23 protein-coding genes and 1 pseudogene are annotated in these 25768 nt (G+C 66.9%); 13 read left to right on the top strand and 11 right to left on the bottom strand.

Annotation, left to right across the window (positions count from 1 at the left end; translation table 11 throughout):
- Window positions 1-190 precede the first annotated feature (190 nt).
- The 6 genes from KTJ89_RS14005 to KTJ89_RS13980 all read left to right on the top strand — a co-directional run bounded on the left by KTJ89_RS14005 (window position 191) and on the right by KTJ89_RS13980 (window position 5482).
- The gene (locus tag KTJ89_RS14005; RefSeq protein WP_259358146.1) at window positions 191-1561 is read left to right on the top strand and encodes an L-lactate MFS transporter; all 1371 of its coding nucleotides are present in this window, start codon (window positions 191-193) and stop codon (window positions 1559-1561) included.
- 15 nt (window positions 1562-1576) lie between these two features.
- Window positions 1577-1747, top strand: a complete 171-nt coding sequence (locus tag KTJ89_RS14000; RefSeq protein WP_172172908.1) for a hypothetical protein — start codon at window positions 1577-1579, stop codon at window positions 1745-1747.
- Between the two features lie 270 nt (window positions 1748-2017).
- A complete protein-coding gene (locus KTJ89_RS13995) occupies window positions 2018-2455 on the top strand; it encodes a MarR family winged helix-turn-helix transcriptional regulator (protein ID WP_139906544.1) in 438 nt (145 codons plus the stop codon).
- The gene (locus tag KTJ89_RS13990; RefSeq protein ID WP_259358145.1) at window positions 2452-3060 is read left to right on the top strand and encodes a DUF998 domain-containing protein; all 609 of its coding nucleotides are present in this window, start codon (window positions 2452-2454) and stop codon (window positions 3058-3060) included. Before KTJ89_RS13995 ends, KTJ89_RS13990 begins: the two co-directional genes overlap by 4 nt.
- Before the next feature lie 133 nt (window positions 3061-3193).
- Window positions 3194-4687 carry a S1C family serine protease gene (locus KTJ89_RS13985; RefSeq protein WP_259358144.1) on the top strand — a complete coding sequence of 498 codons (1494 nt, stop codon included), beginning with the start codon at window positions 3194-3196 and terminating at the stop codon, window positions 4685-4687.
- A gap of 45 nt (window positions 4688-4732) precedes the next feature.
- Complete coding sequence (locus KTJ89_RS13980; protein WP_259358143.1) at window positions 4733-5482, top strand: TVP38/TMEM64 family protein; 750 nt, start codon at window positions 4733-4735, stop codon at window positions 5480-5482.
- Here KTJ89_RS13980 and KTJ89_RS13975 read toward each other — a convergent pair.
- The 9 genes and pseudogenes from KTJ89_RS13975 to paaA all read right to left on the bottom strand — a co-directional run bounded on the left by KTJ89_RS13975 (window position 5479) and on the right by paaA (window position 13385).
- The gene (locus tag KTJ89_RS13975; RefSeq protein WP_259358142.1) at window positions 5479-6255 is read right to left on the bottom strand and encodes an enoyl-CoA hydratase/isomerase family protein; all 777 of its coding nucleotides are present in this window, start codon (window positions 6253-6255) and stop codon (window positions 5479-5481) included. The genes KTJ89_RS13980 and KTJ89_RS13975 overlap by 4 nt on opposite strands.
- 64 nt (window positions 6256-6319) lie before the next feature.
- A complete protein-coding gene (locus tag KTJ89_RS13970) occupies window positions 6320-7189 on the bottom strand; it encodes a 3-hydroxyacyl-CoA dehydrogenase family protein (protein ID WP_259358141.1) in 870 nt (289 codons plus the stop codon).
- On the bottom strand, window positions 7186-8097 hold the full coding sequence (locus tag KTJ89_RS13965; protein WP_248283875.1) for an enoyl-CoA hydratase/isomerase family protein: 912 nt from the start codon (window positions 8095-8097) through the stop codon (window positions 7186-7188). The genes KTJ89_RS13970 and KTJ89_RS13965 overlap by 4 nt, the downstream gene beginning before the upstream one ends.
- Window positions 8094-9258, bottom strand: a pseudogene (locus tag KTJ89_RS13960) (thiolase family protein). The gene KTJ89_RS13965 and the pseudogene KTJ89_RS13960 overlap by 4 nt, the downstream one beginning before the upstream one ends.
- 91 nt (window positions 9259-9349) lie before the next feature.
- Window positions 9350-10468 carry a 1,2-phenylacetyl-CoA epoxidase subunit PaaE gene (paaE, locus tag KTJ89_RS13955; protein WP_259358140.1) on the bottom strand — a complete coding sequence of 373 codons (1119 nt, stop codon included), beginning with the start codon at window positions 10466-10468 and terminating at the stop codon, window positions 9350-9352.
- Entirely contained in the window at window positions 10468-11013 is a 546-nt protein-coding gene (gene paaD, locus KTJ89_RS13950; RefSeq protein WP_139467886.1) for a 1,2-phenylacetyl-CoA epoxidase subunit PaaD, read from the bottom strand. The genes paaE and paaD overlap by 1 nt, the downstream gene beginning before the upstream one ends.
- Before the next feature lie 5 nt (window positions 11014-11018).
- Window positions 11019-11999: a 1,2-phenylacetyl-CoA epoxidase subunit PaaC gene (gene paaC / locus KTJ89_RS13945; RefSeq protein WP_259358139.1), complete on the bottom strand. Its 981-nt coding sequence runs from the start codon at window positions 11997-11999 to the stop codon at window positions 11019-11021.
- A gap of 13 nt (window positions 12000-12012) precedes the next feature.
- Window positions 12013-12354 carry a 1,2-phenylacetyl-CoA epoxidase subunit PaaB gene (gene paaB / locus KTJ89_RS13940; protein ID WP_172172924.1) on the bottom strand — a complete coding sequence of 114 codons (342 nt, stop codon included), beginning with the start codon at window positions 12352-12354 and terminating at the stop codon, window positions 12013-12015.
- A complete protein-coding gene (gene paaA / locus KTJ89_RS13935; protein ID WP_259358138.1) occupies window positions 12351-13385 on the bottom strand; it encodes a 1,2-phenylacetyl-CoA epoxidase subunit PaaA in 1035 nt (344 codons plus the stop codon). Before paaA ends, paaB begins: the two co-directional genes overlap by 4 nt.
- Before the next feature lie 560 nt (window positions 13386-13945).
- Here paaA and paaI point away from each other — a divergent pair.
- From paaI to KTJ89_RS13920, 3 genes are all read left to right on the top strand, one after another.
- Window positions 13946-14479: a hydroxyphenylacetyl-CoA thioesterase PaaI gene (paaI, locus tag KTJ89_RS13930; RefSeq protein WP_259358137.1), complete on the top strand. Its 534-nt coding sequence runs from the start codon at window positions 13946-13948 to the stop codon at window positions 14477-14479.
- A 159-nt stretch (window positions 14480-14638) separates the two neighbouring features.
- Window positions 14639-15934, top strand: a complete 1296-nt coding sequence (gene paaK, locus KTJ89_RS13925; RefSeq protein ID WP_139467747.1) for a phenylacetate--CoA ligase PaaK — start codon at window positions 14639-14641, stop codon at window positions 15932-15934.
- A gap of 107 nt (window positions 15935-16041) precedes the next feature.
- The gene (locus tag KTJ89_RS13920) at window positions 16042-16743 is read left to right on the top strand and encodes a TetR/AcrR family transcriptional regulator (protein WP_259358136.1); all 702 of its coding nucleotides are present in this window, start codon (window positions 16042-16044) and stop codon (window positions 16741-16743) included.
- Window positions 16744-16767: 24 nt separating this feature from the next.
- On the opposite strand, the gene KTJ89_RS13915 is transcribed toward KTJ89_RS13920, so the two are convergent.
- Window positions 16768-17511 carry a TetR/AcrR family transcriptional regulator gene (locus KTJ89_RS13915; RefSeq protein WP_259358135.1) on the bottom strand — a complete coding sequence of 248 codons (744 nt, stop codon included), beginning with the start codon at window positions 17509-17511 and terminating at the stop codon, window positions 16768-16770.
- Between the two features lie 67 nt (window positions 17512-17578).
- Here KTJ89_RS13915 and KTJ89_RS13910 point away from each other — a divergent pair, with 67 nt between their 5' ends.
- Genes KTJ89_RS13910 through KTJ89_RS13900 form a run of 3 tightly spaced genes read left to right on the top strand, consistent with a single transcriptional unit; the run spans window position 17579 to window position 21797 of the window.
- Window positions 17579-19183: a glycerol-3-phosphate dehydrogenase/oxidase gene (locus KTJ89_RS13910; protein WP_259358134.1), complete on the top strand. Its 1605-nt coding sequence runs from the start codon at window positions 17579-17581 to the stop codon at window positions 19181-19183.
- Window positions 19184-19188: 5 nt separating this feature from the next.
- Complete coding sequence (locus KTJ89_RS13905; protein WP_259358133.1) at window positions 19189-20835, top strand: FAD-binding oxidoreductase; 1647 nt, start codon at window positions 19189-19191, stop codon at window positions 20833-20835.
- Window positions 20832-21797: a diacylglycerol/lipid kinase family protein gene (locus KTJ89_RS13900; RefSeq protein ID WP_259358132.1), complete on the top strand. Its 966-nt coding sequence runs from the start codon at window positions 20832-20834 to the stop codon at window positions 21795-21797. The genes KTJ89_RS13905 and KTJ89_RS13900 overlap by 4 nt, the downstream gene beginning before the upstream one ends.
- A 94-nt stretch (window positions 21798-21891) precedes the next feature.
- Here the strand turns inward: KTJ89_RS13900 and paaZ are convergent, their stop codons facing one another.
- Window positions 21892-23928 carry a phenylacetic acid degradation bifunctional protein PaaZ gene (gene paaZ, locus KTJ89_RS13895; RefSeq protein WP_259358131.1) on the bottom strand — a complete coding sequence of 679 codons (2037 nt, stop codon included), beginning with the start codon at window positions 23926-23928 and terminating at the stop codon, window positions 21892-21894.
- A 354-nt stretch (window positions 23929-24282) separates the two neighbouring features.
- Here paaZ and KTJ89_RS13890 point away from each other — a divergent pair, with 354 nt between their 5' ends.
- On the top strand, window positions 24283-25647 hold the full coding sequence (locus tag KTJ89_RS13890) for an MFS transporter (RefSeq protein ID WP_259358130.1): 1365 nt from the start codon (window positions 24283-24285) through the stop codon (window positions 25645-25647).
- Window positions 25648-25768: the final 121 nt, after the last annotated feature.

Here is a 25768-nt window from a genome sequence, read left to right as displayed (position 1 = left end):
GGACGACATCCCACTTGGCAAGAAATTGCCGTCTTTTCTCAAGAAATTGCTGAGTGTTCCTCGCATTTCTCTTGTGTGGAACTTACTCTGAGGTGGACTCTCCGGTCGGTCACCTGACCGCCCGCCGCACCTGCCGTCCGCTGACCGGTGTCGACGGTGACACGAGTTCCACTGCAGAAAAGGACTTCCCGTGGCTTCCATTCTCACGCGCTCGGCGATCGTCGCGCCGAAGAACTTCAACCGGTGGCTGATCCCACCGGCCGCTCTGGCCATCCACCTGTGCATCGGCCAGGTCTACGCATTCAGCGTCTTCAAGATCCCCTTCATGTCGCACTTCGACGCCGGTGAGGTCTCGATCGGCTGGATCTTCTCGATCGCGATTCTCATGCTCGGCATCTCCTCTGCCGTCTTCGGCCCCTGGGTGGAGAAGAACGGCCCCCGCGCCTCGATGGTCGCGGCCGGAACCTGCTGGGTCGTCGGCTTCTTCATCGCCTCGCTCGGCATCATGACCGGGCAGCTGTGGCTGGTCTACCTCGGCTACGGAGTCATCGGCGGAATCGGTCTGGGCATCGGCTACATCTCCCCGGTCTCGACCCTGATGAAATGGTTCCCTGACCGTCCGGGCCTGGCCACGGGACTGGCCATCATGGGCTTCGGCGGCGGTGCCCTCATCGCCAGCCCGATGTCGAACCAGCTCATGGCCCTCTTCGGCGGCGGCTCCGACCCGGAACACCTCGTCGCCGGTCTGACGCCGACGTTCGTCACCCTCGGCATCGTCTATGCCGTGGTCATCGCCGCCGGCGCCTTCGTCATCCGCGTCCCCCACCCCGAATGGACCCCGAAGGGCTTCGACCCCTCGAAGGTCGAGGCGAAGCCGATGCAGACGAAGGGCAATGTCTCCGTCCGCAACGCCATCCGCACCCCGCAGTTCTGGCTGCTGTGGGTCGTCCTGTTCCTCAACGTCACCGCGGGCATCGGCATCCTCGAGAACGCCGCCCCGATGATCCAGTCCTACTTCGGCATCACCGCGGCCGCAGCAGCCGGTTTCGTCGGTCTGCTCTCGATCGGCAATATGGGCGGCAGGTTCATCTGGTCGACGACCTCGGACTACCTGGGTCGAAAGAACAACTACATGATGTACCTCGGCGTCGGTGCGATCCTCTACCTCGTCGTCGCCCTCTTCGGCGGCGGCTCGATCTTCCTCTTCGTGCTCGCCACCCTCATCATCATCTCCTTCTACGGCGGCGGCTTCGCCACGATCCCCGCCTACCTCAAGGACCTCTTCGGCGTCTACCAGGTCGGAGCCATCCACGGCGCACTGCTCACCGCCTGGTCGGCGGCCGGTGTGGCCGGTCCGCTCATCGTCAACTCCGTCGTCGAGGCCGGCGAGGCGGCAGGCAAGGAAGGCCCCGAGCTCTACACTCCGGGAATGTTCATCATGGTCGGCGCGCTGGTCATCGGCTTCATCGCCAATGTGCTCGTCCGCCCGGTCAGCGAAAAATACTTCGAACGTGAAGAGGACGTCGCCGCCAAGCAGGCCGCCGCCCTCGAAGAGAACTGAAGGAAGGGTCAGATCATGAACGATTCCACCCCCGTAGCCCACGTCCCCGACTCCGGATCGCCGCAGTCCCCCGTCGGCGGCGCCTATAAGGCCGTCGGCTCCGTCCTCACCGTTGTCGTGGTCGGCGGCCTCCTCTGGGGCCTGTCTCTGACCGTGGTCAAGGCCGTCGCGATCTTCACCGGCTGAGACTCCCTCAGACAGGATCCCCGCCAAGGCGGTTCCCCACCCTCACCTCGCCGAGGCGGCCCCTACGCAGCCGCCCACCCGCCGTCCTCGACGCGGGCCCCCTTCCGATCCCCGGCAGAACCATGGTTCTGCCGGGGTTCGGTCGTCTTCAGTCATGGTCGGACCGGCCGTGGACAGCCCTGCTGTGACCCCCGACCGCCTTCCTCCCCCTCAGTGAAGAATCTTCGCCGGCCCCTTGCCACCGACTAACTTAAGTGCTTAACTTACAGCATGGATCTCGCTCATGAACTCCACGACCTGGTCCGCACACTCGACCGGTGGGCGGAGCAGATGCTGCGCCCCGAGGGACTGACCTACAACCAGTACGTCGCCCTCGTCATCCTCGGCCAGCACCCCGGCATCACCGGGCGCACGCTCTCTAAATCACTCGGCGTCACCGAGGCGGCCGGATCCGGGATCGTCAAAGCCTTGCTGACCGACGGCCTCATCACCAACGGCGCGACTCCGGGATCCGGCAATCGTAGGGAACTGCGCCTCACCTCGGCGGGGGAAGACAAGAGCGGGCACTGCGCACGCCTGCTCGGACACTCCCTCGACGACAATGCCCGAGCGATCGGCGTCGACCCGAACTCTCTGGCCTCCACGATCCGCGACCTCCACGACGAGGTCCGCACCATCCGCTCCGAGACCCCGAAAGACCACTCATGACCCTCATCCTCGCCGCCCTCGCGGCCGCCTGCGGATTGGCTCGGCTCGTCCTCTTCATCGCTCTCCACCTCGTCAAGAGCGAGTACTCGATGGTCAGCCACGCCGTCAGCGACTATGCGGTCGGTTCAACCCGGCGCCTGAGCAGCGCGATGACCTGGGTGACGGTGCCGTTCTGGGGATTGCTCGCCGCGGCGGTCGTCGTCGGCTTGCCGGATTGGGAGGATTCGACGTTCGTCAGCATCGCCCTCGCGGTCCTCGCGCTGATCTTCCTCGCCCTGCCCTTCGTCCCCACCGATCTGGAAGGCGAGAAGCTGACCACGATCGGGCGACTGCACTATCTCATGGCTATCGCCTGGTTCGCCCTCAGCTACGCCTGCATGGGCAACTTCGTGCGACTCTTCTCCGCCGAGGGACCAGCACCCTTGGCACAGCTCCTCCAGGTGATCTCGTGGCTCGCACTCGTGTCCCTCATCGTCAGCGTCGCCGTGCTCATCATCAAGCCCCTGCGCCCGAAGTTCTTCGGCATTGCCGAACGCATCTTCATCCTCTCGGTCAACCTCTTCTACATCGGCGCCGCGATCGGCATCATCGTCATCGCCGGCTGATCGGCTCAACCCTCTCAGCCCTCGACTGACAAAGTCGAAGCTTCGCTCCAGCTGCGCCACAGCTTGGCCACAGCGTGCGGGTACTCAATAGGAATCACAGAGCACTTCCGCAGAACGGAGAAAGGCACAGACCATGAACGAGTCGAAGCGCATGAGGTCAGCACAGATGGCGACCGGCGCTGGGTACAACGGTGAGAACGCATTCGGCACCGAGACGACGGCAGCATCCGTCACCCGATCCCGCCCCCGGAGGCGTCGACTCGCCCTGGCCGTCACCGGAGCGGCAGCGGCGCTGGCGCTGAGCATCGGAACGACTGCAGGCCTGCCGGGCGCCGCGGCGGCCCATGCCCGCACGGTCGCGGGCGTGACCACCGAGTCAGCCATCCCCTTCACCGGGCAGCCGACCGACCCCAGCCAGGGCAGCGGGCAGAACGGCAACAGCCAAGGGGGCAGCGGTCAGAACGGAACACAGTCCCCGAACTTCGGACAGGGAAACGGCGGCCAAGGCAGCTACGGCGGAGGCACCGCTCCCGGCGGCGGCTCGCAGTCCCCTGACACCGGCCAGGGCAGCGACGGCTCTTCCCAGCAGGAGGCCAGCCCGGCGAGTGAGAAGGAGTCGACCGGCGTCGTCCTCATCGACACCGAGCTCGGCTATGAGAACGCCGAGGCGGCCGGCACCGGCATCGTGCTGAGCAAGGACGGTCTCGTGCTGACAAACAACCACGTCATCGCCGATTCGACGAAGATCTCCGTCACCGTAGCCACCACCGGCAAGACCTACGAGGCCTCCGTCGTCGGCTCCGATTCGACGGAGGACGTCGCCGTGCTCCAACTCAAGGGCGCCTCGGACCTGCAGCCGGCCACGGTCGATGACGACTCGGTCACGGTCGGTGACGACGTCACCGCCGTCGGCAATTCCGAGGGACAGGGACAGCTGCAGGCCGCCGACGGCACGGTCACCGACCTCGGCGCCTCCGTCACCACCACCGCTCAGGGCTCCGAGGATTCGGAGACGCTGAACAATATGATCCAGGTCCAGGCCGATATCGTCTCGGGCGATTCGGGTGGGGCCCTGCTCGATGACGAAGGCGAGGTCGTCGGCATGAATACCGCGGCCTCGTCGGGATCGGCCACCGTCACCGGCTTCGCCATCCCGATCGAGTCGGCGCTGTCCACGGCCGAGTCGATCATCGACGGCGAGCAGACGAGGACGAACACACTCGGCTATCCGGCGTTCCTCGGCATCGGGGTCCAGCAGGATTCGCAGAACGGGCAGTCGAGCCAGTCGGGCCAGGGCAGCCAGTCGATCCAGCCGGGAGACGGCAGTTCGAACGGCCAGTCGGGCCAAGCCGGCCAGTCAGGTCAGCCAAGCCAGTCGGGCTCGTCATCGCAGGCCGAAGGAGCAGTCGTCGCCGGAGTCTATGAGGACACCCCCGCCGCCGAAGCGGGACTGACCGCCGGAGACACGATCACCCGGATCGGCTCGACCCAGATCACCGACGGCACCGCACTTTCGGAGGCCATCGCCGAGCACAAGCCCGGTGACACCGTGTCGCTGAGTTGGACGGACGCCGACGGTCAGACCCACAGCGCGAAGGTGACTCTGACCGAGGGCCCCGCAGCCTGAGCCGGAGATTGCCCAACCACCCCGGGCGCGACGTAAGATCGGGCCATGCCCGGACACGAAGACGCCTCGCCCGCGGAGTGGTCGCACCGCCCCCGGTCGGGCCATGGGCGCCTCGACTGGCCGACGATCCTGCGCAATATCGCACTCGCTCTCGTCGTTCTGGCAGGAGTGTTGGCGGTCTTCAACGTTCGCCTGCCCTCGGTCGATGTGCTGCAGGCCGATATCGCGGCCGCCGGATTCTGGGGCTTCGCCGTCTTCGTCCTCATCTACATGGCCGTCGCCGCCACCCCGATCCCCGTGACGATCATGGCCACCGCCGGAGGACTCATCTACGGGCTGCCGTTCGGCACCATTCTGTCGATGGTCGGAGTCGTCGCGGGCTGCTGGATCGGCTACTGGATCGCCCGAGCCCTCGGCCGGGACACCGTGCTGCGGCTGCTCGGCTCCCATGCCGAGACGATCGAATCCAAGCTCACCGGCGGCGGCTTCTACGCAGTGTGCGCCCTGCGCCTCATGCCCGGGTTCCCGTATTGGCCGGTCAACTACGGCAGCGGAGCACTGGGCATCGACAACCGCACATTCCTCAGCGCCACCATCATCTCGTCCCTGCCGGGTCAGCTCTCCCTCGTGGCCGTCGGTGCCTTCATCGGGGAGCCGAATGTCCTCAACGGCATCGGCGTGGGCATCTCCTGGGCTTTGGTCATCACGCTGACGATCATCACGATGCGCCGGTGGAAGCGCACCCGAGACGCCGAACACGCACAGGCAGAGACGCCTGAACTTCCTGAGTCTTAGCCGAAGTTCGGCTTGCGGCGTTCCTGGAACGCCGTGAATCCTTCGGCGTAGTCCGGGGTCTGACGCGCCGATTCCTGCAGGGCCGCTTCCTGGGCGAGCACCTCGGCGAGGTTCGGACGCTCGTCGGCGAGCTTCTGCACGAAGCCCTTCTCCATCGCGAAGGCCTCGGCCGGTCCGGTGACGATCTTCTCCAGCTTCGATTCGACGAAGTCGGTCAGTTCCACGGCGGGAACCGCACGGGAGACGATCCCGGTGGCGGCCGCCTCGGCGCCGGTCAAGAAATCACCGGTGACGATAAGATCCATCGTCCGGTGATAGCCGACCCGGTCGAGGAACACGTGGTGGGCGCCGGAATCGAGCATCGCACCGATTGCGGCGAACGGGGACCCGAACTTCGCATCATCGGCGGCGAAGATGATGTCGGCTGCCGCCGCGACCCCGTACCCGAGCCCGAGGGCCGCCCCCTGGACCTGGGCGATCACGGGGATCGGCAGCGCCCTGATCGCTTGGAAGACGGGGGCGAAGATCTCGGCGAGGAAGGCATGGGCGTCATCCGTCTCGACGTCGACGTTCGCGATGTCGCGACCGGAGCAGAAGACCTTGCCCTCTCCGCGGATGAGGAGGACGCGGACGTTCGGGACCGCCTCGGCGACCTTGGCCACGGCGGCCGCGATATCGCGGAGGTTGTCCGCGTCGAGGGCGTTGCGGGACTCGGGTCCGTCGAGGACGAGCTCGGCGATCGGGCCGCGGTTCTTCAGTTGGATCTCGGTCATGGATGCTCCTTTGCGTGTCCTGTCAGTGTGGTGCGGCCGGTGCCCGCCGGGCGGGCGTCCTTGGTCACCAGGTGTAGAAACCCTGTCCGGTCTTGCGGCCGAGTTCACCGGCGGCGACCTTGTCCTTCAGTATCTGCGGGGGTGTGAAGCGCTCACCGATCTCCGCTGCGAGGTGCTCGGCGATGCCGAGGCGCACATCGAGGCCGACGATGTCCGTCGTCTTCAGCGGCCCGGCCGGATGCCGGTAGCCAAGGGTCATGGCCCGGTCGATGTCCTCCGCGCTGGCGACGCCGTCTTCGACCATCCGCATCGCTTCCAAAGCGAGAGCCACGCCGAGGCGGGAAGAGGCGAATCCGGGCGAGTCCTTCACCGTGATCGCCGTCTTCCCCAGCCCCGTCACCCAGTCCTTGGCGACGTCGACGAGCTTGGGATCGGTGTGGGTGCCGACGACGACCTCGACGAGTTCGGACACGGGCACCGGGTTGAAGAAGTGCAGGCCGATGAGCGCCTGCGGCCGCGGCAGGGCTGCGGCGAGCTCGTCGATCGACAGCGCCGAGGTGTTCGTGCCGATGCTCGCAGCAGGAGCGTGCTTCGCGATGGCAGCGAGCACCTCCTGCTTGAGTTCGACGATCTCGGGCACGGCTTCGACGACGAGGAGCGCCTCGTCGAGCAGGGTGGGGTCGCGGTCGACGACGACGGTTCCGGGCACCTCGATGCCTTTGGACCTTGATTTCTCGACCGAGGCGTCGATGCGTTCCCGGGCTGCGGCCACGGTGTCGTCGGTGTTCTCGATGACGACGACGCGGGCACCGGCGGTGGCAAAGGCATGCGCGATTCCGGCACCCATCCGACCGCCTCCGAAGACGCCGACGACATCGGGGACGCGGGCGGTGGTGGGGGCCGCCTCGGTGGGGGTGTCAGTGGTGTCGCTCATGCGTTGTCGCCTTCTTCTCGGGTGCGCGAATCGCGCTGCTGATCGATCGCTTCGGTGGTCACGGCCTCGGCGCGGGCACGCTCGGCCGCTTCCTGCTCGGCTGCCTTCTTCGCCTTCTTGGCCTCGCGCTTGGACAGGAACGCATCCATGCGGGCGAACTTCTCCTCGGTTTCGAACAGCACGGCCTGGGCCACATTGTCGATGAGCGGATGCGCTTCACGCGGCGCGTGGAACGCCGATTTGCTCAGCCGCACGGCCACGGGTGCGAAGCTCGCAATCCGATCGGCCAGCGCCTGACCGGCGAGTTCGAGGTCCTCGGGATCGACGACGTCGTTGAGCAGACCGATGGCCTTGGCTTCGTCGGCCTGCAGGGTGCGTCCGGCCAGGAGGATCTCCTTGGCGCGGGGCTCGCCGACGAGTTCGCGCAGACGCCAGGCGGCTCCGGCGGCGGCGAGGATGCCCAGACCGGTCTCCGGGTTGCCGATCTTCGTCGACGGGGTCCCGATGCGGAAGTCCGCGGCGAAGGCGAGCTCGGCTCCGCCGCCGAGGGCGAATCCCTCAACGAGCGCGATGACCGGCATCGGCAGCTCCTGGATGCGGGAGAAGATCTTCGAGTTGATCCCGGCCAGGGCATCATCGCGGCGACGATTGCGCAGCTGCGAGATATCGGCACCTGCGGCGAAGATGCCGGAGGTGCCAGTGAGGATCGCGACCTTCGGTTCGGCCTCGAGTTCGGCACACACCGCGTGGAGGGCATCGACCATCGACTGGTCGATGGCGTTGCGGACCTCCGGCCGGTTGAGGCGGATGATCGTGCGGTCGGAATGGCGTTCGATGAGCAGCGGGGAGGCGGAATCGTTCACGCCGGGTGCGCCGTTCGTGTCCCCTCCGTTGCCGCCGGCGCTCACACGCGCTCCAGCAGCAGCGCCGAACCCTGGCCGACGCCCACGCACATGGTCGCCAGTCCCTTCTTCGCCCCGGCCTGCTCCAGGCGGTTGAGCAGGGTCAGAGTGATGCGGGTGCCCGAGCAGCCCAGCGGGTGGCCGAGCGCGATCGCTCCGCCGAAGCCGTTGACGGTCTCCGGGTCGAGGCCGAGGTCGCCCATGCACGCCAGCGACTGGGAGGCGAAGGCCTCATTGAGTTCGACAGCCTCGAGTTCGCCGACCTTCCACCCGGTGCGCTCGAGCACCTTCCGGGTCGCGGGGACGGGTCCGATGCCCATGATCTCCGGGGACACACCGGCATTGGCACCGGCGACGATCCGGGCGCGCGGGGTGAGTCCGTGCTTGTTCGCATAGTCCTCGGACACGAGCACGACGACGGCGGCACCGTCATTGAGCGAGGAGGAGTTTCCGGCGGTGATGACGCCCCCGGGTCCGTGGATGGGGCGCAGCTTGCCGAGCTTCTCCAGCGTCGAATCGCGCGGACCCTCATCGGCGGTGACTTCTCCGATGGGCAGGATCTCCGGGCCGAAGCTGCCGGCCTTCTGCGCGGCCAGCGCCTTCTGATGGGACTGATAGGCGAATTCGTCGAGGGCTTCACGGCTCAGCTGCCACTTCTCGGCAACGCGTTCAGCCGTCTGCGGCATCGACAGAGTCGTGTCTTCACCGAAAGCGGGGTTCGTGAACCGCCAGCCGATGGAGGTGTCCCAGGTCCGGCCCGGCTTCGACCACGCACGCGAGGGCTTCTCGCTCACCCACGGGGCTCGAGTCATCGATTCGACTCCGCCGGCCACGACCACATCGGCATCTCCCGCGGCGATCATCGCCCGTGCCGTCGTGATTGCGGTCATCCCCGAGGCGCACAGACGGTTGACGGTGAACCCGGGCACGGATTCGGGCAGTCCGGCCAGGAGCACGGCCATGCGCGCGATGTTCCGGTTGTCCTCACCGGCCTGGTTCGCCGAGCCGAGGATGACCTCGTCGATATCGGTCGGGTCGATGCCCGCCCGCTCGACGACGGTCTTCATCGTGGTCGCCACGAGGTCGTCGGGCCGCTGGTCGGCCAGTGCACCCCCCGTAGCGTCCGATGGGGGTGCGCAGTCCGTCCAGAATGAATGCCTCGGGCATGGGTCTCCTCGCTGAAGAGTTCGGGTAGGTGACATGGTACGGGCTTGCACCCGTTGGTGTGCGGGCCCGCGCCCGCTGGGGTTCGGGACGCTCAGGAGTCGAAGTCGACCGTGACCTCGTCGCTGACGGGGAACGTCTGGCAGGTGAGGACGAAGTTCGCTTCGACCTCGGCGTCCTCGAGGGCGTAGTTGCGGACCATGTTGACTTCGCCGCCGCAGATCTTCGCGCGGCAGGTTCCGCAGACGCCGCCCTTGCAGGCGAACGGCAGATCGGACCGGGATTCCTGTGCGGAATCGAGGATGGTCTTGCCCTGCGACATCGCCGAGGTGGAGCGCTTCCCGTCGAGGATGACCGTGACGTCGCTGGTGGCCCCTTCGACGACCTTGTCCGCGTGGACGACCTCCGGTGGGGGTTCGTCGACGTAGAAGAGCTCGAAGTGGATCTTCTCCTTCAGCACGTCGAATTCGGCGAGGACCTTGCGGGCGTCTTCGAGCATGCCGAAGGGGCCGCACAGCCACACATGGTCCATGCTGCCGATCGGGACGATGGCGGTGAGCAGATCCCGCAGCTTCTCCGCGTCGAGGCGGCCGGAGAAGAGCTCGACATCGCGGGGTTCGCGGGAGAGGACGTGGACGAGGTCGAGCTGTTGGTTGCGGGCGTCCTTGAGGTCGGCGAGCTCCTCGGCGAACATCACGGTGTTCGTGTGCCGGTTGCCGTAGAGCAGGGTCACCGAGGCGTCGGGGTTGGACAGCACGGTCGAGGCGATGGAGAGCATCGGGGTGATTCCCGAACCCGCCGCGATGCACAGGTGCCGGCCACCGGCGGAGGCGTCGGCACGGAAGCTGCCCGAGGGCGGCTGCACCTCGATGGTGTCGCCGGCTCGGACCTCGTTGACCAGCCACAGGGAGAAGAGCCCTTCGGGGACTTCGCGGACACCGATGCGCGGAGCGGTTCCCGCCGGGGCGCAGATCGAATAGGTGCGGCGGTGCTCCTGGCCGTCGATGATGCGTCGCAGGGTCAGGGACTGTCCGGCGGCGAAGTCGAAGAGTTCGCTGTATTCGGCCGGCACGTCGAAAGTCACTGCGGCCGAATCCTCGGTGAGGTGGTCGACGGACTTCACGGTGAGTGGGTAGAAAGCCGACCGCGAGCGTCCGTCGGCGGGCTCGGTGGCGGGAGCCGCCTCGGCGGTCTGATCGATCGTCTGTGTCATCAGATCTCCTTCACATGGTCGAACGGTTCGAGGCAGTCGTTGCACTGGTACATCGCCTTGCACGCGGTCGCGCCGAACTCGGAGGACAGGCGGACGTTGTCGGATCCGCACAGCACGCAGGTCACGGCGCGGCGAGTGGGCATGAGGGTCAGCGCCACCGGGCCGGTGCGGACTGGGGCGGACCCGGGTGGGGAGATTCCGGCGTCCTTGAGTGCTTGTCTGCCGCGTTCGGTGATCCAGTCGCTCGTCCAGGCGGGTGTCAGGGACACGCGCACCTCGGCGTCGGGAAAGCCGGCCTCGAGGAGTTCGCGCTGCAGGTCATCGCGCATCGTCGCCATCGCCGGGCAGCCCGAATAGGTGGGGGTGATGGTGGTGACGACGTGGCCGTTCTCAATCGTGACGTCGCGCAGAACGCCGAGGTCGAGGAGGGTGAGCATCGGCATCTCGGGGTCGGTCACGCGTTCGGCGGCGGCCCAGGCACGGTCGATCGCCTCGGCGTCGGTGATGTCTGCTGTGCGGGTGTCGGTCGGGTAGGTCTCGAGCATGGCGGTCACCACTGACCCTCCGGGTGCTCCCGCGCGACGACCTGCATCTCGGCGAGCAGCTTCGACAGGGCCTCGGTGTGGAGTCCGTCGCGGCCCTTGCCGCCGTGGACGCCGACTCCGGCCAGTCCGCCGCGTTCGGGCCGGTCGATTCCGGCTGCGGCGAACACCTGGTCGAGGATGACGGATGCCTCATCGGCCACGGTCGCGGGGTCGACGCCGATTCCGGCCTCGGCCACGGAGGCTTCTACTGGGTGGGTCTCGAAGAGCTCGGACCACAGCGGCCACAGGCCGTTCAGCGCGGTGACCAGGCGGGACTTCGATTCCTCGGTGCCGCGGGCCAGGGTCACGACCCAGCGTCCGGCGAAGTCGCGGTGGTAGGACATCTCCTTCACGCCCTTGGCCGCGATGGCCGCGAGCACGGTGTCGCGGCTGTCGGTGAGGCGTTCGAAGATCGACAGGCGCCAGGTGGAGTAGATGAGGATCTTCGCGACCGCCTCGGCGAAGTCGCCATTGGGCACCTCTGCCAGGCGGACATTGCGGAAGCCCAGGTCATTGCGGAAGTACGCGAGCCGGTCCTCATCGGGCACCGGGGAGCCAGCCGGCAGCTCGGGCACGAGCTCCGGATCGGCTGCGGCGGCGCGGGCGAGCAGGAGACGCGCCTGGCCGAGGAGGTCGAGCGCGATGTTCGCAAGCGCGATGTCCTCTTCGAGGTCAGGGGCGTTCGAGCACCATTCGGAGATCCGCTGGCTGAAGACGAGCGCGTCGTCGCCGAGCATGAGGCAGTACGCGCCGAGGTCCTTGGCGTCGACGCCGTCGGGCACGGTCGTATCGACGCCGGCCAGGGGGTCTTCGAAGTCGGTGCCGAAGGCCCAGTTCGCGTCGTTGACGAGCAGACCGGAGTACGCGTTGTCGTGGTCGCCGTGATCGACGTTCGTGCCGGCTTCGTCGTGTTCGACGTGGATGGTGGGTTCGTTGTTCGCAGTCATCTCTCGCCCCTTCTCACATATGGGGGACATCGGCGGGGATGTCGTAGAAGGTGGGGTGGCGGTAGACCTTGTCGCCGCTGGGGGCGAACATCGGGTCCTTCTCGTCCGGGCTCGAGGCCGTGATGTCGGAGGCGCGGACGACCCAGATGCTCACGCCTTCGTTGCGTCGGGTGTAGACGTCGCGGGCATGGTGGACGGCCATCTGGTCGTCGGCGGCGTGCAGAGATCCGACGTGGACGTGGTTGAGTCCGCGCTTGCCGCGCACGAAGACCTCGTACAGCGGCCATTCGCCGCGGGTCGAGCCTGCAGCGGATGCGTCCTTCGCCGAGGTGGAGCCGGGGTTGGTCTCGGTCATTTCGCTGTCTCCTCGGGGGTGGTGGTGTCAACTCCGGCGGCGGGAGTCGCATCGGCCGCGGTCGGGGTGGCGGCCGCCTCGGCGGTCTGGTTCTCTGCGAAGGCGAGCGCTGCTTCGCGCACCCACGCTCCTTCGTCCCAGGCGCGCTTGCGGTGATTGAGGCGCTGTTCGTTGCAGGGTCCGTCTCCCTTGACGACGGCCCAGAACTCGTCCCAGTTCGGGGTGGAGAAGTCGTAGTGTCCGCGCTCTTCGTTCCATTTGAGGTTCTCATCGGGGAACGTCACGCCGAGGGCTTCGGCCTGCGGGACGGACATGTCGACGAACTTCTGGCGCAGCTCATCGTTGGTGTGGGTCTTGATGCCCCAGGCCATCGACTGCTCGGTGTTCGGCGAGTTGTCGTCGGGAGGTCCGAACATCATCAGCGCCGGCCACCAGAAGCGGTTGACCGATTCCTGGACCATCTCGCGCTGAGCCTCGGTGCCGCGCATCATCGTCATCAGCAGCTCGTAGCCCTGGCGCTGGTGGAAGGACTCTTCCTTGCAGATGCGGATCATCGCGCGGCCGTAGGGGCCGAAGGAGGTCCGGCACAGCGGCACCTGGTTGCAGATGGCCGCCCCGTCGACGAGCCAACCGATTGTGCCGACATCCGTGTAGGACAGGGTCGGGTAGTTGAAGATCGAGGAGTACTTCTGCTTGCCGGCGACGAGCTTCTCGGTGAGTTCGTTGCGCGTGGCGCCCAGGGTCTCGGCGGCCGAGTAGAGGTAGAGGCCGTGTCCGGCTTCGTCCTGGACCTTCGCCAGCAGGATCGCCTTGCGACGCAGGGAGGGCGCACGGGAGATCCAGTTGCCTTCGGGCTGCATGCCGATGATCTCCGAGTGCGCGTGCTGCGCGACCTGGCGGATGAGCGTCTTGCGGTAGGCCTCGGGCATCCAGTCCCGGGGTTCGATCCGATCCTTGGCCTCGATCGTGGCGTCGAACTGCTCCTGCAGCTGCGCCTCATCGAAGCGGTTGTCGTTCACTTGAGTTGTCATGACCACTCCACCCTTGGATGTGCCCTTGTCAGGACCTGCCTCGGTCAGCGGCTGCCGACCTCCTCATCGGTCCGACCATCGTAAGACCTCTGGCCCGAGGGCATCCATTTACTGACCATTTGTTCTGTATTGTTGCCACCAGTGTCGCACACCCCCGGCCCGGGTGCAATGCCGCCCACGCGAAGGAGCCACTCAGCCCCGCCGTCCTGCACGTCGCCGTGCCGAAGCGGCGACTGCCGAATATAGGTCAGCATCGGATACTTTCAGCGCCGGATAATGTCCGATAGCGACCTATATTTCTCGGCAGCTATCCGATAGTGACCTATTCCCGCCTGCGCTTGACGATGCGTGCGCGATTCGCAGATGAACACACCCCGAACGCACCCCGTGACTTGACAGCGACGACGATCGGAACGATATTTATTGACCAGATGGTCGTTTATTCTCCGACGGGCTGACCGTCCGGAATCGCGGGGAACTCTCACCGTCGTCCACACGCAGCGGCGCAGGCACTCCTCGTGCATCGGCGCCTGAACCCGCGACTCGAGGAGGAGCCGACCATGGGACAGCCCGCCCACGATACGACGACCGCGGAGTCACAGACCCCGAACACCTCCACCCCCGCCGAGGCGGCGCCCGAGTCCCCCACCGAGGCGACCACTCCGTCCCTCGCAGACGCCCCCACCGAGGCGGCGCCCGAGCTCACCGGTGCCGCCGCGATGTTCGCCAACGATCGCGCCTCCCAGCACCTGGGCATCACCGTCGATGACCACGGACCTGGCTGGGCGCAGTGCTCGATGACTGTCACCGAGATCATGACCAACGGCCACGACATCACCCACGGCGGCTACATCTTCCTCTTCGCCGACACCACCTTCGCGATGGCCTGCAACTATCCCGGTTCGATCACCGTCGCCTCCGGCGGAGACATCGACTTCCTCAAACCCACATACCTCGGCGATCAGCTCGTCGCCCGCGGCCATGAGGTCATCAAGCAGGGCCGCTCGGGCATCTACGACGTCACCGTCACCCGCGGCGACGACATCATCGCCACCTACCGCGGCCGCTCCCGCACGCTGCCCGCCCGCCAGTAGACCCGACCAACCACACGGCCGCCGGCTCCGCGACAGGCACCATGCCGCGCCGGACCACCCCCACCGAACCACCCGTCGACGACCGAACACCGAAGAACGGTGGACCACCTCGGCGGTCTTTGGATCTGACACACAGAAGAGATTCGCAAGGAGACGATGATGACTGAGACCGACCTCGACGCCGGCGAACGGATGAGCCTGGACGAGCTGCGCTCCGACCAGCTGAAGAACCTCAAGACGACAGTGACCTCGGTGTACGAACGGGTGCCGTTCTACCGGAAGGCCTTCGACGACCTCGGCGTGACTCCCGCCGACATCACGAGCCTCGATGACATTGCGAAGCTGCCGTTCACGACCAAGCAGGACCTGCGCGACAACTATCCGTTCGGGCTCTTCGCCGTCCCGCAGGAGCAGGTCGCGCGCATCCACGCCTCCTCGGGAACGACGGGCCTGCCGACCGTCGTCGGGTACACGATGGGCGATCTCGATCGGTGGGGCAGCCTCATCGCGCGGTCCATCCTCGGTGCCGGCGGCAAGCGCGGACAGATGATGCACAACGCCTACGGCTACGGGCTGTTCACCGGCGGCCTCGGCGTCCACGGGGCGGAGCGTCACGGGTTCACCGTCGTCCCGATCTCCGGCGGTCAGACCCCGCGCCAGGTGCAGCTCATCCAGGACTTCAAGCCGGACATCATCACGGCCACCCCGACGTACCTGCTCACGATCCTCGACGAATTCCACAAGCAGGGCATCGACCCGACCTCGACGAGCCTGAAGACCGCGATCTGCGGCGCCGAGCCGTGGACGGACGAGATGCGCAAGGAGATCGAGAACTCCTTCAACATCGATGCCGTCGACATCTACGGCCTCTCCGAGGTCATGGGACCGGGCGTGGCCTGCGAATCCGCGGTGACGAAGGACGGCCCGACGATCTGGGAGGACCACTTCTACCCGGAGATCGTCGACCCCTTCACCGGCGAGGTGCTGCCCGACGGCGAGGAGGGCGAACTCGTCTTCACCTCACTGACGAAGGAAGCGCTGCCGATCATCCGCTACCGCACGCACGATCTCGCAACACTGCTGCCGGGCACCGCGCGCCCGAACTTCCGCCGCATCTCGCGCATCACCGGCCGATCCGATGACCTCATGATCATCCGCGGCGTCAACGTCTACCCCGCGAACGTCGAGACCGTGCTCTTCGAGTTCGCACCCCTGAGCCCCCACTTCCAGCTCATCCTCACCCGCCCTGGCCGGATGGACGAGATGACCGTCGAGGTCGAGGCCCGCGAAGGCGTCGGCGCCGTCGAACTCGACGGCCTCGACAAGCTCGTGGCCGCCCGCATCAAGGAGCGCCTCGGCGTCTCCTGCTCCATCGACATCAAGCTGCCCGGGGACCTGCCGCGCTCGGTCGGCAAGATGAAGCGCATCATCGACCGCCGCGAGGGCGTGCGCTGAGATGAGGCGCAGGGCATGCGCTGAAGCGGCGCCGCGGACGCGCGCCGAGGTGAGTGCTGTGACTTGGATCGCGGCACTCACCGAGGTGGCCGATTAGACTGATGCGCATGCCCGAATCGTCCTCACCTGCGTCGACAACCCCGGACCCGACGACGTCGTCCGCGGAATCGACGACCGCCGCGTCGACGTCCTCGACGACCCCCGCCGAGGCGACCGCCCCCAAACGCTCGCGCCGCGGCCGTCCCGGCTACGACCGGGAGACGCTCATCAATAAGGCCACCGAGGTCTTCGTCTCCCGCGGCTATGACGGCACGTCGATGGACACGGTCGCCCGTGAGCTCGGCATCACGAAGTCGGCGATCTACCATCACGTGAAGTCGAAGGAAGAGCTGCTGCATCTCGCGATCAGCCGCGGCATCCGCGCCCTCGATTCCGCCGTCGAGACCGAGAGCCTGCGTGAGAACGTCACCGCGCTCGAACGCCTGCAGCTGGCCGTGCGCGCCAGCGTCGTCATCCTCATCGAGTACCACCATTCGGTGACCCTGCTGCTGCGCGTGCGCGGAAACTCACCCTTGGAACGCGAAGCCCTCGAGGCCAGGCGCAATATCGATGCGAAGGTCCGTGCTCTCGTCGCGGCTGCCATCGCCGAGGGCGGTCTGCGCTCGGACTTCACCCCCGGGCTCATCACCCGTCTGCTCTTCGGCATGGTCAACTCGATCACCGAGTGGTACCGGCCCAGCTACCCTGTCGACCCCGACACCATCGCCGAGGCGGTCACGACGATGGCCTTCCAAGGCCTGGAGGCCTGAGGGTCGGGTCCTGGCACCCGAGGCTCAGCCTTCCCCGATCGCTCCCGCAGTCAGAACCCAGCCGAGTGTCGATTCGATCTCGGACAGCAGCTCCCGCCTCGGAGGCTGATAGTCGCCGATCACCCAGTCGACGACGATCTGAATACCGGCGCCGACGAGCAGGTCCCCGAGCACTCTCCGACGCGTGCCGGTGAGTACGGTGCCCGAGACGGCCACGCAGAGCGCATCGGCGAGTTCGCCGCCGATCACCCGACCATGCAGACGGTAGAGCTCGTCGATGCGCGCACTGACTCCGAGCACTTCGAAGAGGTGGACTCGCGCGAAGATCGGGTTCGCCTGCGCCCAGCCGAGAAACCCGCCCATGAATCCGCGCAGCACCGCCATGGCCTCGGCGCCGGGTGTCGCGGCGATCTCGACACCGGGCGTCGCCGTGGAGTCGGCCCCTGATGCTGTCGTCGACTCGCCGCCCTGCGCCTCCGTCATAGTCTCAGAGCCCCCTGCATCGGCCGCACCGCCGGCCAGCACCGCGGCACGCAGATCGGCCACCACCCGCTCGTAGACCTCAACGAGGAGATCCTCCAGAGTGGCGAAGGATTCATAGAAGTAGCGCTTGTTCAACCCTGCGGTCTCACAGATCGCACCGACGGTGGCAGCTCGGTATCCCTGAGTCCCGAACAGTTCGATCCCCGCGCCGATGATCTGTTCTCGCCGAGCACTTTCCCGCGCCTCGCGGCTGGCTCCCGCGTAGGGGCGTCCTTCTTTAGTCACAGTGTGATCTTGACAACACTGATCGCCGAATGCAAACTGGTACGGCATCGTGCCAGAAAGGGCGGGAATGACCTCCACCAACGCAGACGACGGCCCCACGGCCTCGGCGGGACTCGGCTCCCACGCCACGGCGAACACCTCGTCCCTCAATGCCGCTCAGCGCGAACGTGACCTCGCGGCCGCCTCGGCGAATGTCTCCGACGTCGTCGTCATCGGCGGTGGATTCACCGGCGCCGGCGTCGCCTTGGACGCGGCCAGCCGCGGACTCTCGGTGACCCTCGTCGAGCGCGGCGACCTCGCCTCGGGCACGAGCAGCTGGTCATCGAAGCTCGCCCACGGCGGACTGCGCTACCTCGCGAAGGGCGATATCGGGATCGCATGGGAATCGGCCGTCGAACGCGGCCGGCTGATGAACACCATCGCCCCGCATCTCATCCGGCCGCTGCCGATGATCTTCCCGCTGCATCCGGGGGTCGGTCGCGTCGAGGTCGCCATGACGAACACCGGCTTCCACGCCGGCGACCTCCTGCGGATGCTCGCCCGCACCCCGAAGGAGCTTCTCCCCCATCCCCGCCGCGTCTCGGCCGCCGAAGTCCGGCAGCTCGCCCCGACGACGGCGACCGACGGTCTGCGCGGCGGGCTGCTCAGCTGGGACGGTCAGCTCATCGACGATGCCCGGCTCGTCGTCGCACTGGCTCGGACGGCCGCCGCCCACGGCGGACGCATCATCACCTACGCCGAGGCGACCGCCATCGAACCCACTCGTGTTCACATCAGGGACCGCCTCACCGGGCAGGAGCACACGCTGCGCGCCCGTCAGATCGTCAACGCCGCCGGCGTCTGGTCCGATACCCTCGCAGGCGACGTCGAACTGGCACCGAGCAAGGGATCGCACATTCTCGTTCCTGCCGCCCGCCTCGGCGACCCACAGGCCGCGATCACCGCCCCGGTGCCCGGTCACTTCGGTCGCTACGTCTTCGCCGTGCCGTGGCCCAACGGTCTGGCCATGATCGGTCTCACCGACGATCCACACCACGGACCGATCCCGGACCGTGCCCTGCCCGACGGCGATGAGGAGGCGTTCCTCCTCGACACGATCAACGCCGTCCTCGGCGACGAGCTGACCACTGACGACATCGTCGGCGGCTACGCCGGCTTCCGCCCGCTGATCAAGAGCAGCGGCGCCTCCACCAGCGCCGACCTCTCCCGCAAGCACGCCCTGCTGCGCGACTCGCGGACCGGGGCGCTGACGATCGTCGGAGGCAAGCTCACCGCCTACCGCCGCATGGCCGAAGATGCCGTCGACGACGTCGTCAAGGTCGGCGGACTGCGCGCCGGAGCATGCCGGACGACCGAACTCGGCCTCGTCGGCAAGGGCACACCCGCACCCGGCCTGCCCGACCGCCTCGTCGCCATCTACGGAACCGACGCGGCGAAGGTGGCAGCCTACGGCGATGCCGATCCCTCCCTCAACGAACCCGTGCGCGAGTGCATCCCGCTGACCGGCGCGGAGGTCCGTTTCGCCGTCGAACACGAACTGGCGCTGACGGTCGAGGACGTCATCGACCGGCGGACCCGGTGGGGACTCGTCGACGCCGACCGCGCTGACCTCTATGACGCTGTGGCCCGGCTCGCTCCGGAACTCACCACCGAATCACGACACGAAGGATGACGACCATGGACAAGCCGCGTATGCGCTGGTGGGGCTGGGGCGAAGACGGCCACGACGGCCCGGTCAAGCCCGGGGCGAAGGTGATACTGAGCAAACACTGCGGGTGGCCGGCCGGAGTCGACAGGCCGCACGTGGCGCTCGAGGACGTCGAGCTGCCCGAATCATTCCTGCCGTCCGCAGTCAGGGCCCGTTTCGCCGAGGCGGTGGGCGAGGAATTCGTCCGCGACGATCGCGCCGTCCGCGTCTCCCATGCGGCCGGGCGCAGCCTGCCCGACCTCATCCGGCTGCGCAGCGGCGAGCTGGTCACCGCTCCCGATGCGGTGCTCTACCCGGCTTCGAACGCCGAGGTGGACACCCTCCTCGCGCTGTGCGCCGAGGAATCCGTGGCGGTCGTTCCCTTCGGCGGCGGCACCAGCGTCGTCGGCGGCATCGATGCCGTGCGCGGCGAGTTCGCGGCGGTCGTGAGCATCAGCCTGGCCCGCCTCGACAGGATCATCGACATCGACGAGGAGTCGCTGACGGCCACCGTCCAGGCAGGAGTCTTCGGACCCGACCTCGAGGAGGCGCTGCAGGCTCGCGGCTTCACGCTCGCCCACTATCCGCAGTCCTTCGAGTTCAGCACCGTCGGCGGCTGGATCGCCACTCGCTCGGCCGGTCAGCAGTCGACCGGGTACGGGCGCATCGATGAGAACGTCTGCGGTCTGCGCTGTTCGACCCCGAACGGTCCCATCGAGCTGCGCACCACCCCGGCGACGGCGGCCGGACCGAATCCGCGCCAGCTGTTCGTCGGCTCCGAGGGAACGCTGGGCATCATCACCGAGGCGACCCTGCGGATCCATCGCGTGCCGAAGGCAGTGCAGGGCGACTCCTGGTTCTTCCCGGACTTCACCTCAGGCAGCGCAGCACTGCGGGAGATGGAGCAGTCGGGACTGCAGCTCGACATCGCCCGTCTCTCGGATGTCAACGAGACCGCGTTCGGTCTCGCGCAGCTCGGCAGCGAGCTGCAACGCAAGGGCGTTCTCTCGTACCTGCGCGCCCGCGGCCTCACGACTCCCTGCCTGCTGGTCGTCCGCTACGACGGCACCCCCTCCGATGTGCGTGCGCGTCGCTCACGGGGCCGTTCGATCGTGCGCCGGCACAAGGGCGTCAACCTCGGCGCGGTTCCGGAGACCTCGTGGGAGAAGCACCGCTTCTCGACTCCGTACCTGCGGGATCAGCTGCTGCGTGAGGGCATGATCGTCGAGACGATGGAGACCTCGGCCCCGTGGTCGAAGGTGGAGGACCTCCACGGTGCGATCGGCGCGGGAATCGAGAAGGCGATGGCCGATCGCGGCACTCCTGCGTTCGTGCTCTGCCACGTCTCGCATCTCTACGCCACCGGCTGTTCGCTGTACTACACGGTCTTCGCCAAGCAGGAGGTCGGGGCGGAGATCGCCCAGTGGAAGGCGCTGAAGTCCGCGGCCAGCGACGCCATCATGGCGGGCGGCGGAACGATCACCCATCACCATGCCGTCGGCACCGACCACGCTCCATGGTTGCCCGCCGAGACCGGTCAGATGTGGTTGCGGATGCTGCGCGCAGCCAAGGCCGAGGTCGACCCGACCGGCATCATGAATCCCGGCAAGCTCATGAACGGACCGGATCGACTGTGAGCGGCATCGAAGACAAGGGCGCCTTCGGCACGGATTCCGCAGACCGGGGCTCTGCACGGCCGGTCGCCGATCCGGCGGTCGTGCCCGTGATCCTCAATCCCACGGCACGGCGCGGAGCGGTGCTCAGACGCATCGATCCGCTCGTCCACGCCTTCGCCTCACACGGTCTCGAGGCACGGCTTGTGAGAAGCACGAGCGAGGAACATGCGAAGGAGCTCGCCGCAGCATTCGCCGCCGAGGGCGCCAAGGTCGTCGGCGCACTCGGCGGTGACGGGATGGCACGTACAGTCGCCGCCGGCCTCGTCGATACGGACACGGCACTGGGCGTCATCGCCGGTGGCCGCGGCAATGACCTCGCCGGCAAACTCGGCATCCCTAAGCGCGTCGAAGAGGCTGTGGCCACGATCGCCGACGGCCGCGATCGAGTGATCGACGTGCTCGACCTCGATGGCACGATCAGCCTCGGCAACGTCTGTCTCGGCCTCGACTCGACCGTCCAGCGGCATGCGAACTCGACCAGGGTCGTCCGGGGCCATTGGGTGTACCTGTACGGGATCCTGCGTGCGATCCTGCCGCCGAGGAGCATCGACCTCGAGCTGACAGTCGACGGACAGCGCCTCGACTTCCGGGGCCTGACCGCGGGGTTCGCGAATTCCGGCCGCTACGGGGGCGGGCTCACACTGTCACCCGAGGCGGCGATCGACGACGGACTCATCGACGTCGTCCTCCTCAAGGAGGCATGGCTGCCGAAGCTCGCCGTCGAACTCGTCGCGTTCATGTCCGGCAGGCACGACCGTCACCCGCACATCCATCTCAGCCGGGCTCGCGAGATCCGCATCGACACTCCCGCCGGTGCCGCACCGGTCGAGATCGTCGCCGACGGCGACGCGGTCGCACAGACCCCGGCGACCGTGACGATCCGCCCTTCTTCGCTCAGGGTCCGGGTGCCCCGGACCTCATGATCGACGTCGCCCCGCGCCGAGGATGCACATCCTCCGCGCGGGGCGACTCTTACCTGCCTGTCCGGCCGGCAGGGCCTTCAACCCAACCGAGCCCTCAGTACTCCTTGGCCACCAGGGTGAGCACATCGTAGTTCGCCACGGGTTCGTCGTTCTGGTTGACGACCTGCGCGTCCCAGCGGACCTCACCGTATTCGTCGGTCTCACGCGGGGTGATGCGCTTGGCGGTGAGCGTCACCTTGAGCTTGTCACCTGGGGAGACAGGCGTGATGAAGTTGAGCCCTTCGAGTCCGTAGTTCGCGAGCACCGGGCCCGGGTCCGGCTGGACGAAGAGTCCGGCGGCGAAGGACACGATGAGGTAGCCGTGCGCCACGCTTCCCGGGAAGAACGGGTTCGCGGCGGCCGCCTCCTCGTTCATGTGGGCGTAGAAGGTGTCCCCGGTGAAGTTCGCGAAGTGCTCGATATCGTCGAGCGTGACCTCCCGCCATTCCGAATCGAGTGTGTCACCGATGCGTAGGTCCGCCAGCGACTTCGTGAACGGATGATCGCCGAGGCGGCGCTCCGATCCGTTGACCCATTCCCCGCCGATCGCGGTGAGCATGTCCGGGGAGGCCTGGATCGCGGTGCGCTGCATGAAGTGCTCGACGCCGCGCAGTCCGCCCATCTCCTCACCGCCGCCGGCCCGTCCGGGGCCGCCGTGGACGAGGTTCGGCAGCGGCGAACCGTGACCGGTCGACTCTTCGGCATCGTCGCGGTCGAGGACGAGCACGCGGCCGTGCCATGGGGCGATCTTGCGGACGAATTCGGTGGCGAACTCACGGTCGTGGGTGACGACGGAGCCGACCAGCGAACCGCGACCACGGGCGGCCAGGCGGACGGCATCCTCGGTGTCGGAATAGGTGATGATCGAGGTCACGGGCCCGAAGGCTTCGATGTCGTGGACGGCATCGGACCAGGCGTCATCGGCCTGGAGGACGGTGGCCGCGACATAGGCTCCGCCGTGTTCGGCGGCCAGACGATCGGATTCCTCACGGCCGCCGGCGAGCAGATGCGCTCCCCCGGCGATGATCTGGTCGACCGCGTCGAGAACGTCGGTGCGCTGCTTGTCAGAGACCACGGGGCCCAGGCGGGTGGACTTCTCGCGCGGATCTCCGACACCCTGGGTGGAAAGCTTCGCGATGATGGCCTCGCCGACCGCCTCGGCGTGGGCTTCGGGGACGAAGGTGCGGCGGATCGCGGTGCACTTCTGTCCGGCCTTGACGGTAATCTCGGCGACGACGCCGGAGACGAAGAGGTCGAATTCCTCCGTTCCGGGTGCGGCGTCGGGACCGAGCAGAGAGAAATTGAGTGAGTCCGCCTCGGCGAAGAAGCGGGTGCCGCGCTGGGTCACGCAGTCGAGCGCGGACAGCGTGCGGGCGGTGTTGGCTGAGCCGGTGAACGCGATCGCATCCTGGTCGGCGAGGCGGTCGAATAGCGGGGTGACGTCACCGGTGACCAGCTGGATAGCACCGGCAGGGAGCAGACCGGATTCGATCATATCCGCGACCACGGCGTGGGTCAGGTGAGCGGTGTCGGTGGCGGGTTTGACGACGACGGGGACGCCGGCGACGAACATCGGTCCGAACTTCTCGAGCATGCCCCAGACGGGGAAGTTGAAGGCGTTGATCTGCAGCGCGAGGCCCTGCCGGGAGGTGAGGATGTGGCGGCCGACGAAGGTGCCGTTCTTCGACAGGCGCTCGACTCCGCCGTCGAGGTGGACGGTCGAGTTCGGCATCTGGCGGCGGGCGACGCCGGAGTAGGTGAAGAGTGTGCCGATTCCGCCTTCGATGTCGACGAAGGCGTCGCGCTTCGTGGTGCCGGTGGTGAAGGAGATCTCGTGGTAGTCCTTCGTGCGCTCCATGAGGTAGGTGGCGAGCTTCTTGAGGATCACACCGCGCTGGTGGAAGGTGAGCTTCTGCAGTTCGGCGATGCCGGTGGTCCGGGCGTGGTCGGCGACGGCGGAGAAATCGACTCCGGCCGAGCTCACCGAGTGCAGGAGCTCCCCCGTGCCGGCGTCGCGGACGGGCCGGGCACCGTCGGCCGAGCCGGGGGTGTGCCAGGTTCCGGCCACATAGGAACTGAGGATTTCGGTCATGCTTTGCTCTCCCTGGTGAAACGACGTCTCCCGGTCCACGGCGGCCGCATTCGGCACCGCTGCCGATTCCTCAACATATACTAACCAATCGGTCGGTAATTGTCATGAGCTGCCTCGCATAAGGCGATCGGACGGAACCGCGGCACATCCTCGGCGCGCTTCGTCGATGTGCGAGTGACACGGGGGTGCATTCTGACCTATGATCGTTCTCAATTACTGACCAGGCAGTCAGTCGAGGCAGACGTCCATCCGTCCGCCGCCAGACCCGAGGCACCGGCGATCACTCAGAGTCGAGGACCACCGCCTCCGGAGACGGCACCCGGCAAAGTCGCCCAGCAACAGAAGGTTCCGCTCATGTCCGCCACCGCATCAGGCCCGGTCACTCCGAATCCGGCCACCCCACATACGACCACCCGCGAGGAACGCAAAGTTCTCGCGGGCACCCTCGTCGGCACCACCATCGAGTGGTATGACTTCTTCATCTACGCTCAGGCCGCCGGCCTCGTCCTCTCCGCCCAGTACTTCGGCCCTTTGGCCGCGGACAATCCGGCACTCGGCCAGATCATGGCGTGGGCATCTCTGGGCATCTCGTTCCTCTTCCGACCGCTGGGCGCGATCATCGCCGGCCACCTCGGCGATCGGATCGGACGCAAGAAGATGCTCGTGCTCACACTCATCCTCATGGGGGCCGCGACCTCGCTCATCGGTCTGCTCCCGAACTACGCGATGATCGGAGTCGGTGCCCCGATCCTGCTCACCCTGCTGCGGATCCTCCAGGGCTTCTCCGCCGGCGGCGAATGGGGTGGGGCCGCGCTGCTGTCGGTCGAGCATGCTCCGATCTCCAAGCGCGGCATCTTCGGTGCGTACCCGCAGATCGGTGTGCCGGTCGGCATGATCCTGGCCACCGGTGTGATCTGGGTGCTCACCACGGTCCTCTCCGCCGAACAGTTCGCGAGCTTCGGATGGAGGATCCCGTTCCTCTTCTCAGTCGTCCTCGTCTTCGTCGGCTATTACATCCGCCGGCAGGTCGAGGAGTCCCCGGTCTTCGCCGAGCTCGCCGAGCGCAAGGCCGAATCCTCGGCTCCGCTGGGCACCCTGTTCAAGAAGAACACGAAGGAAGTCGTCCTCTCCGCGCTCATCTTCATCGGCAACAACGCCGTGGGCTACATGATCATCGCGTTCTTCGCCGCCTACGCCTCACGCCCCATCGCCGAGGGCGGATCGGTTGGCCTCGACCGTGCACCCGTGCTGTTGGCGACGACGCTCGCGAGCTTCGGCTGGCTGGTCTTCACGATGTGGGGAGGTGCGCTGTCGGACAAGCTCGGTCGCGTGCGGACCTTCCAGATCGGGTACGTCCTGCTCATCGTCTGGCTCATCCCGACCTTCCTCATGATCGATATGGCGAACATCTGGATGTACGGCATCGGCATCTTCGTCCTCACCGTCGGCATGGGCCTGTCGTATGGCCCGATGTCGGCGATGTACGCAGAGATGTTCCCTGTCGAGGTCCGCTACTCGGGCGTCTCGATCGGCTACGCGCTCGGCGCGATCCTCGGTGGTGCCTTCGCCCCGACCATCGCCGAGACCCTGCTCGCCGAGACCGGAAAATCGATCTCGATCGCGATCTACATGATCATCGTGTGCATCATCTCGCTCATCGGCGTCAGCCTCGTCAAGGAGACGAAGGGCAACGACCTCGGCCTGACGAAGCATCACTGAGGCTGCCGCGAACCCCCGGTTCGTCACCTGCACTTCGATTTACTGGTCGATCCACGGTGATTCCTCCGCCTGAAACGCCGTGGATCGACCCAACAATCCACCGAGGCGGCGCACCCCTCAG

Origin of the sequence: Brevibacterium sediminis (assembly GCF_024895295.1) — a bacterium.
Classification (GTDB): Bacteria; Actinomycetota; Actinomycetes; order Actinomycetales; family Brevibacteriaceae; genus Brevibacterium; species Brevibacterium sediminis.
The sequence above is the reverse complement of the archived record's forward strand: the minus strand, read 5'-3'. Positions and strand labels throughout refer to the sequence as shown.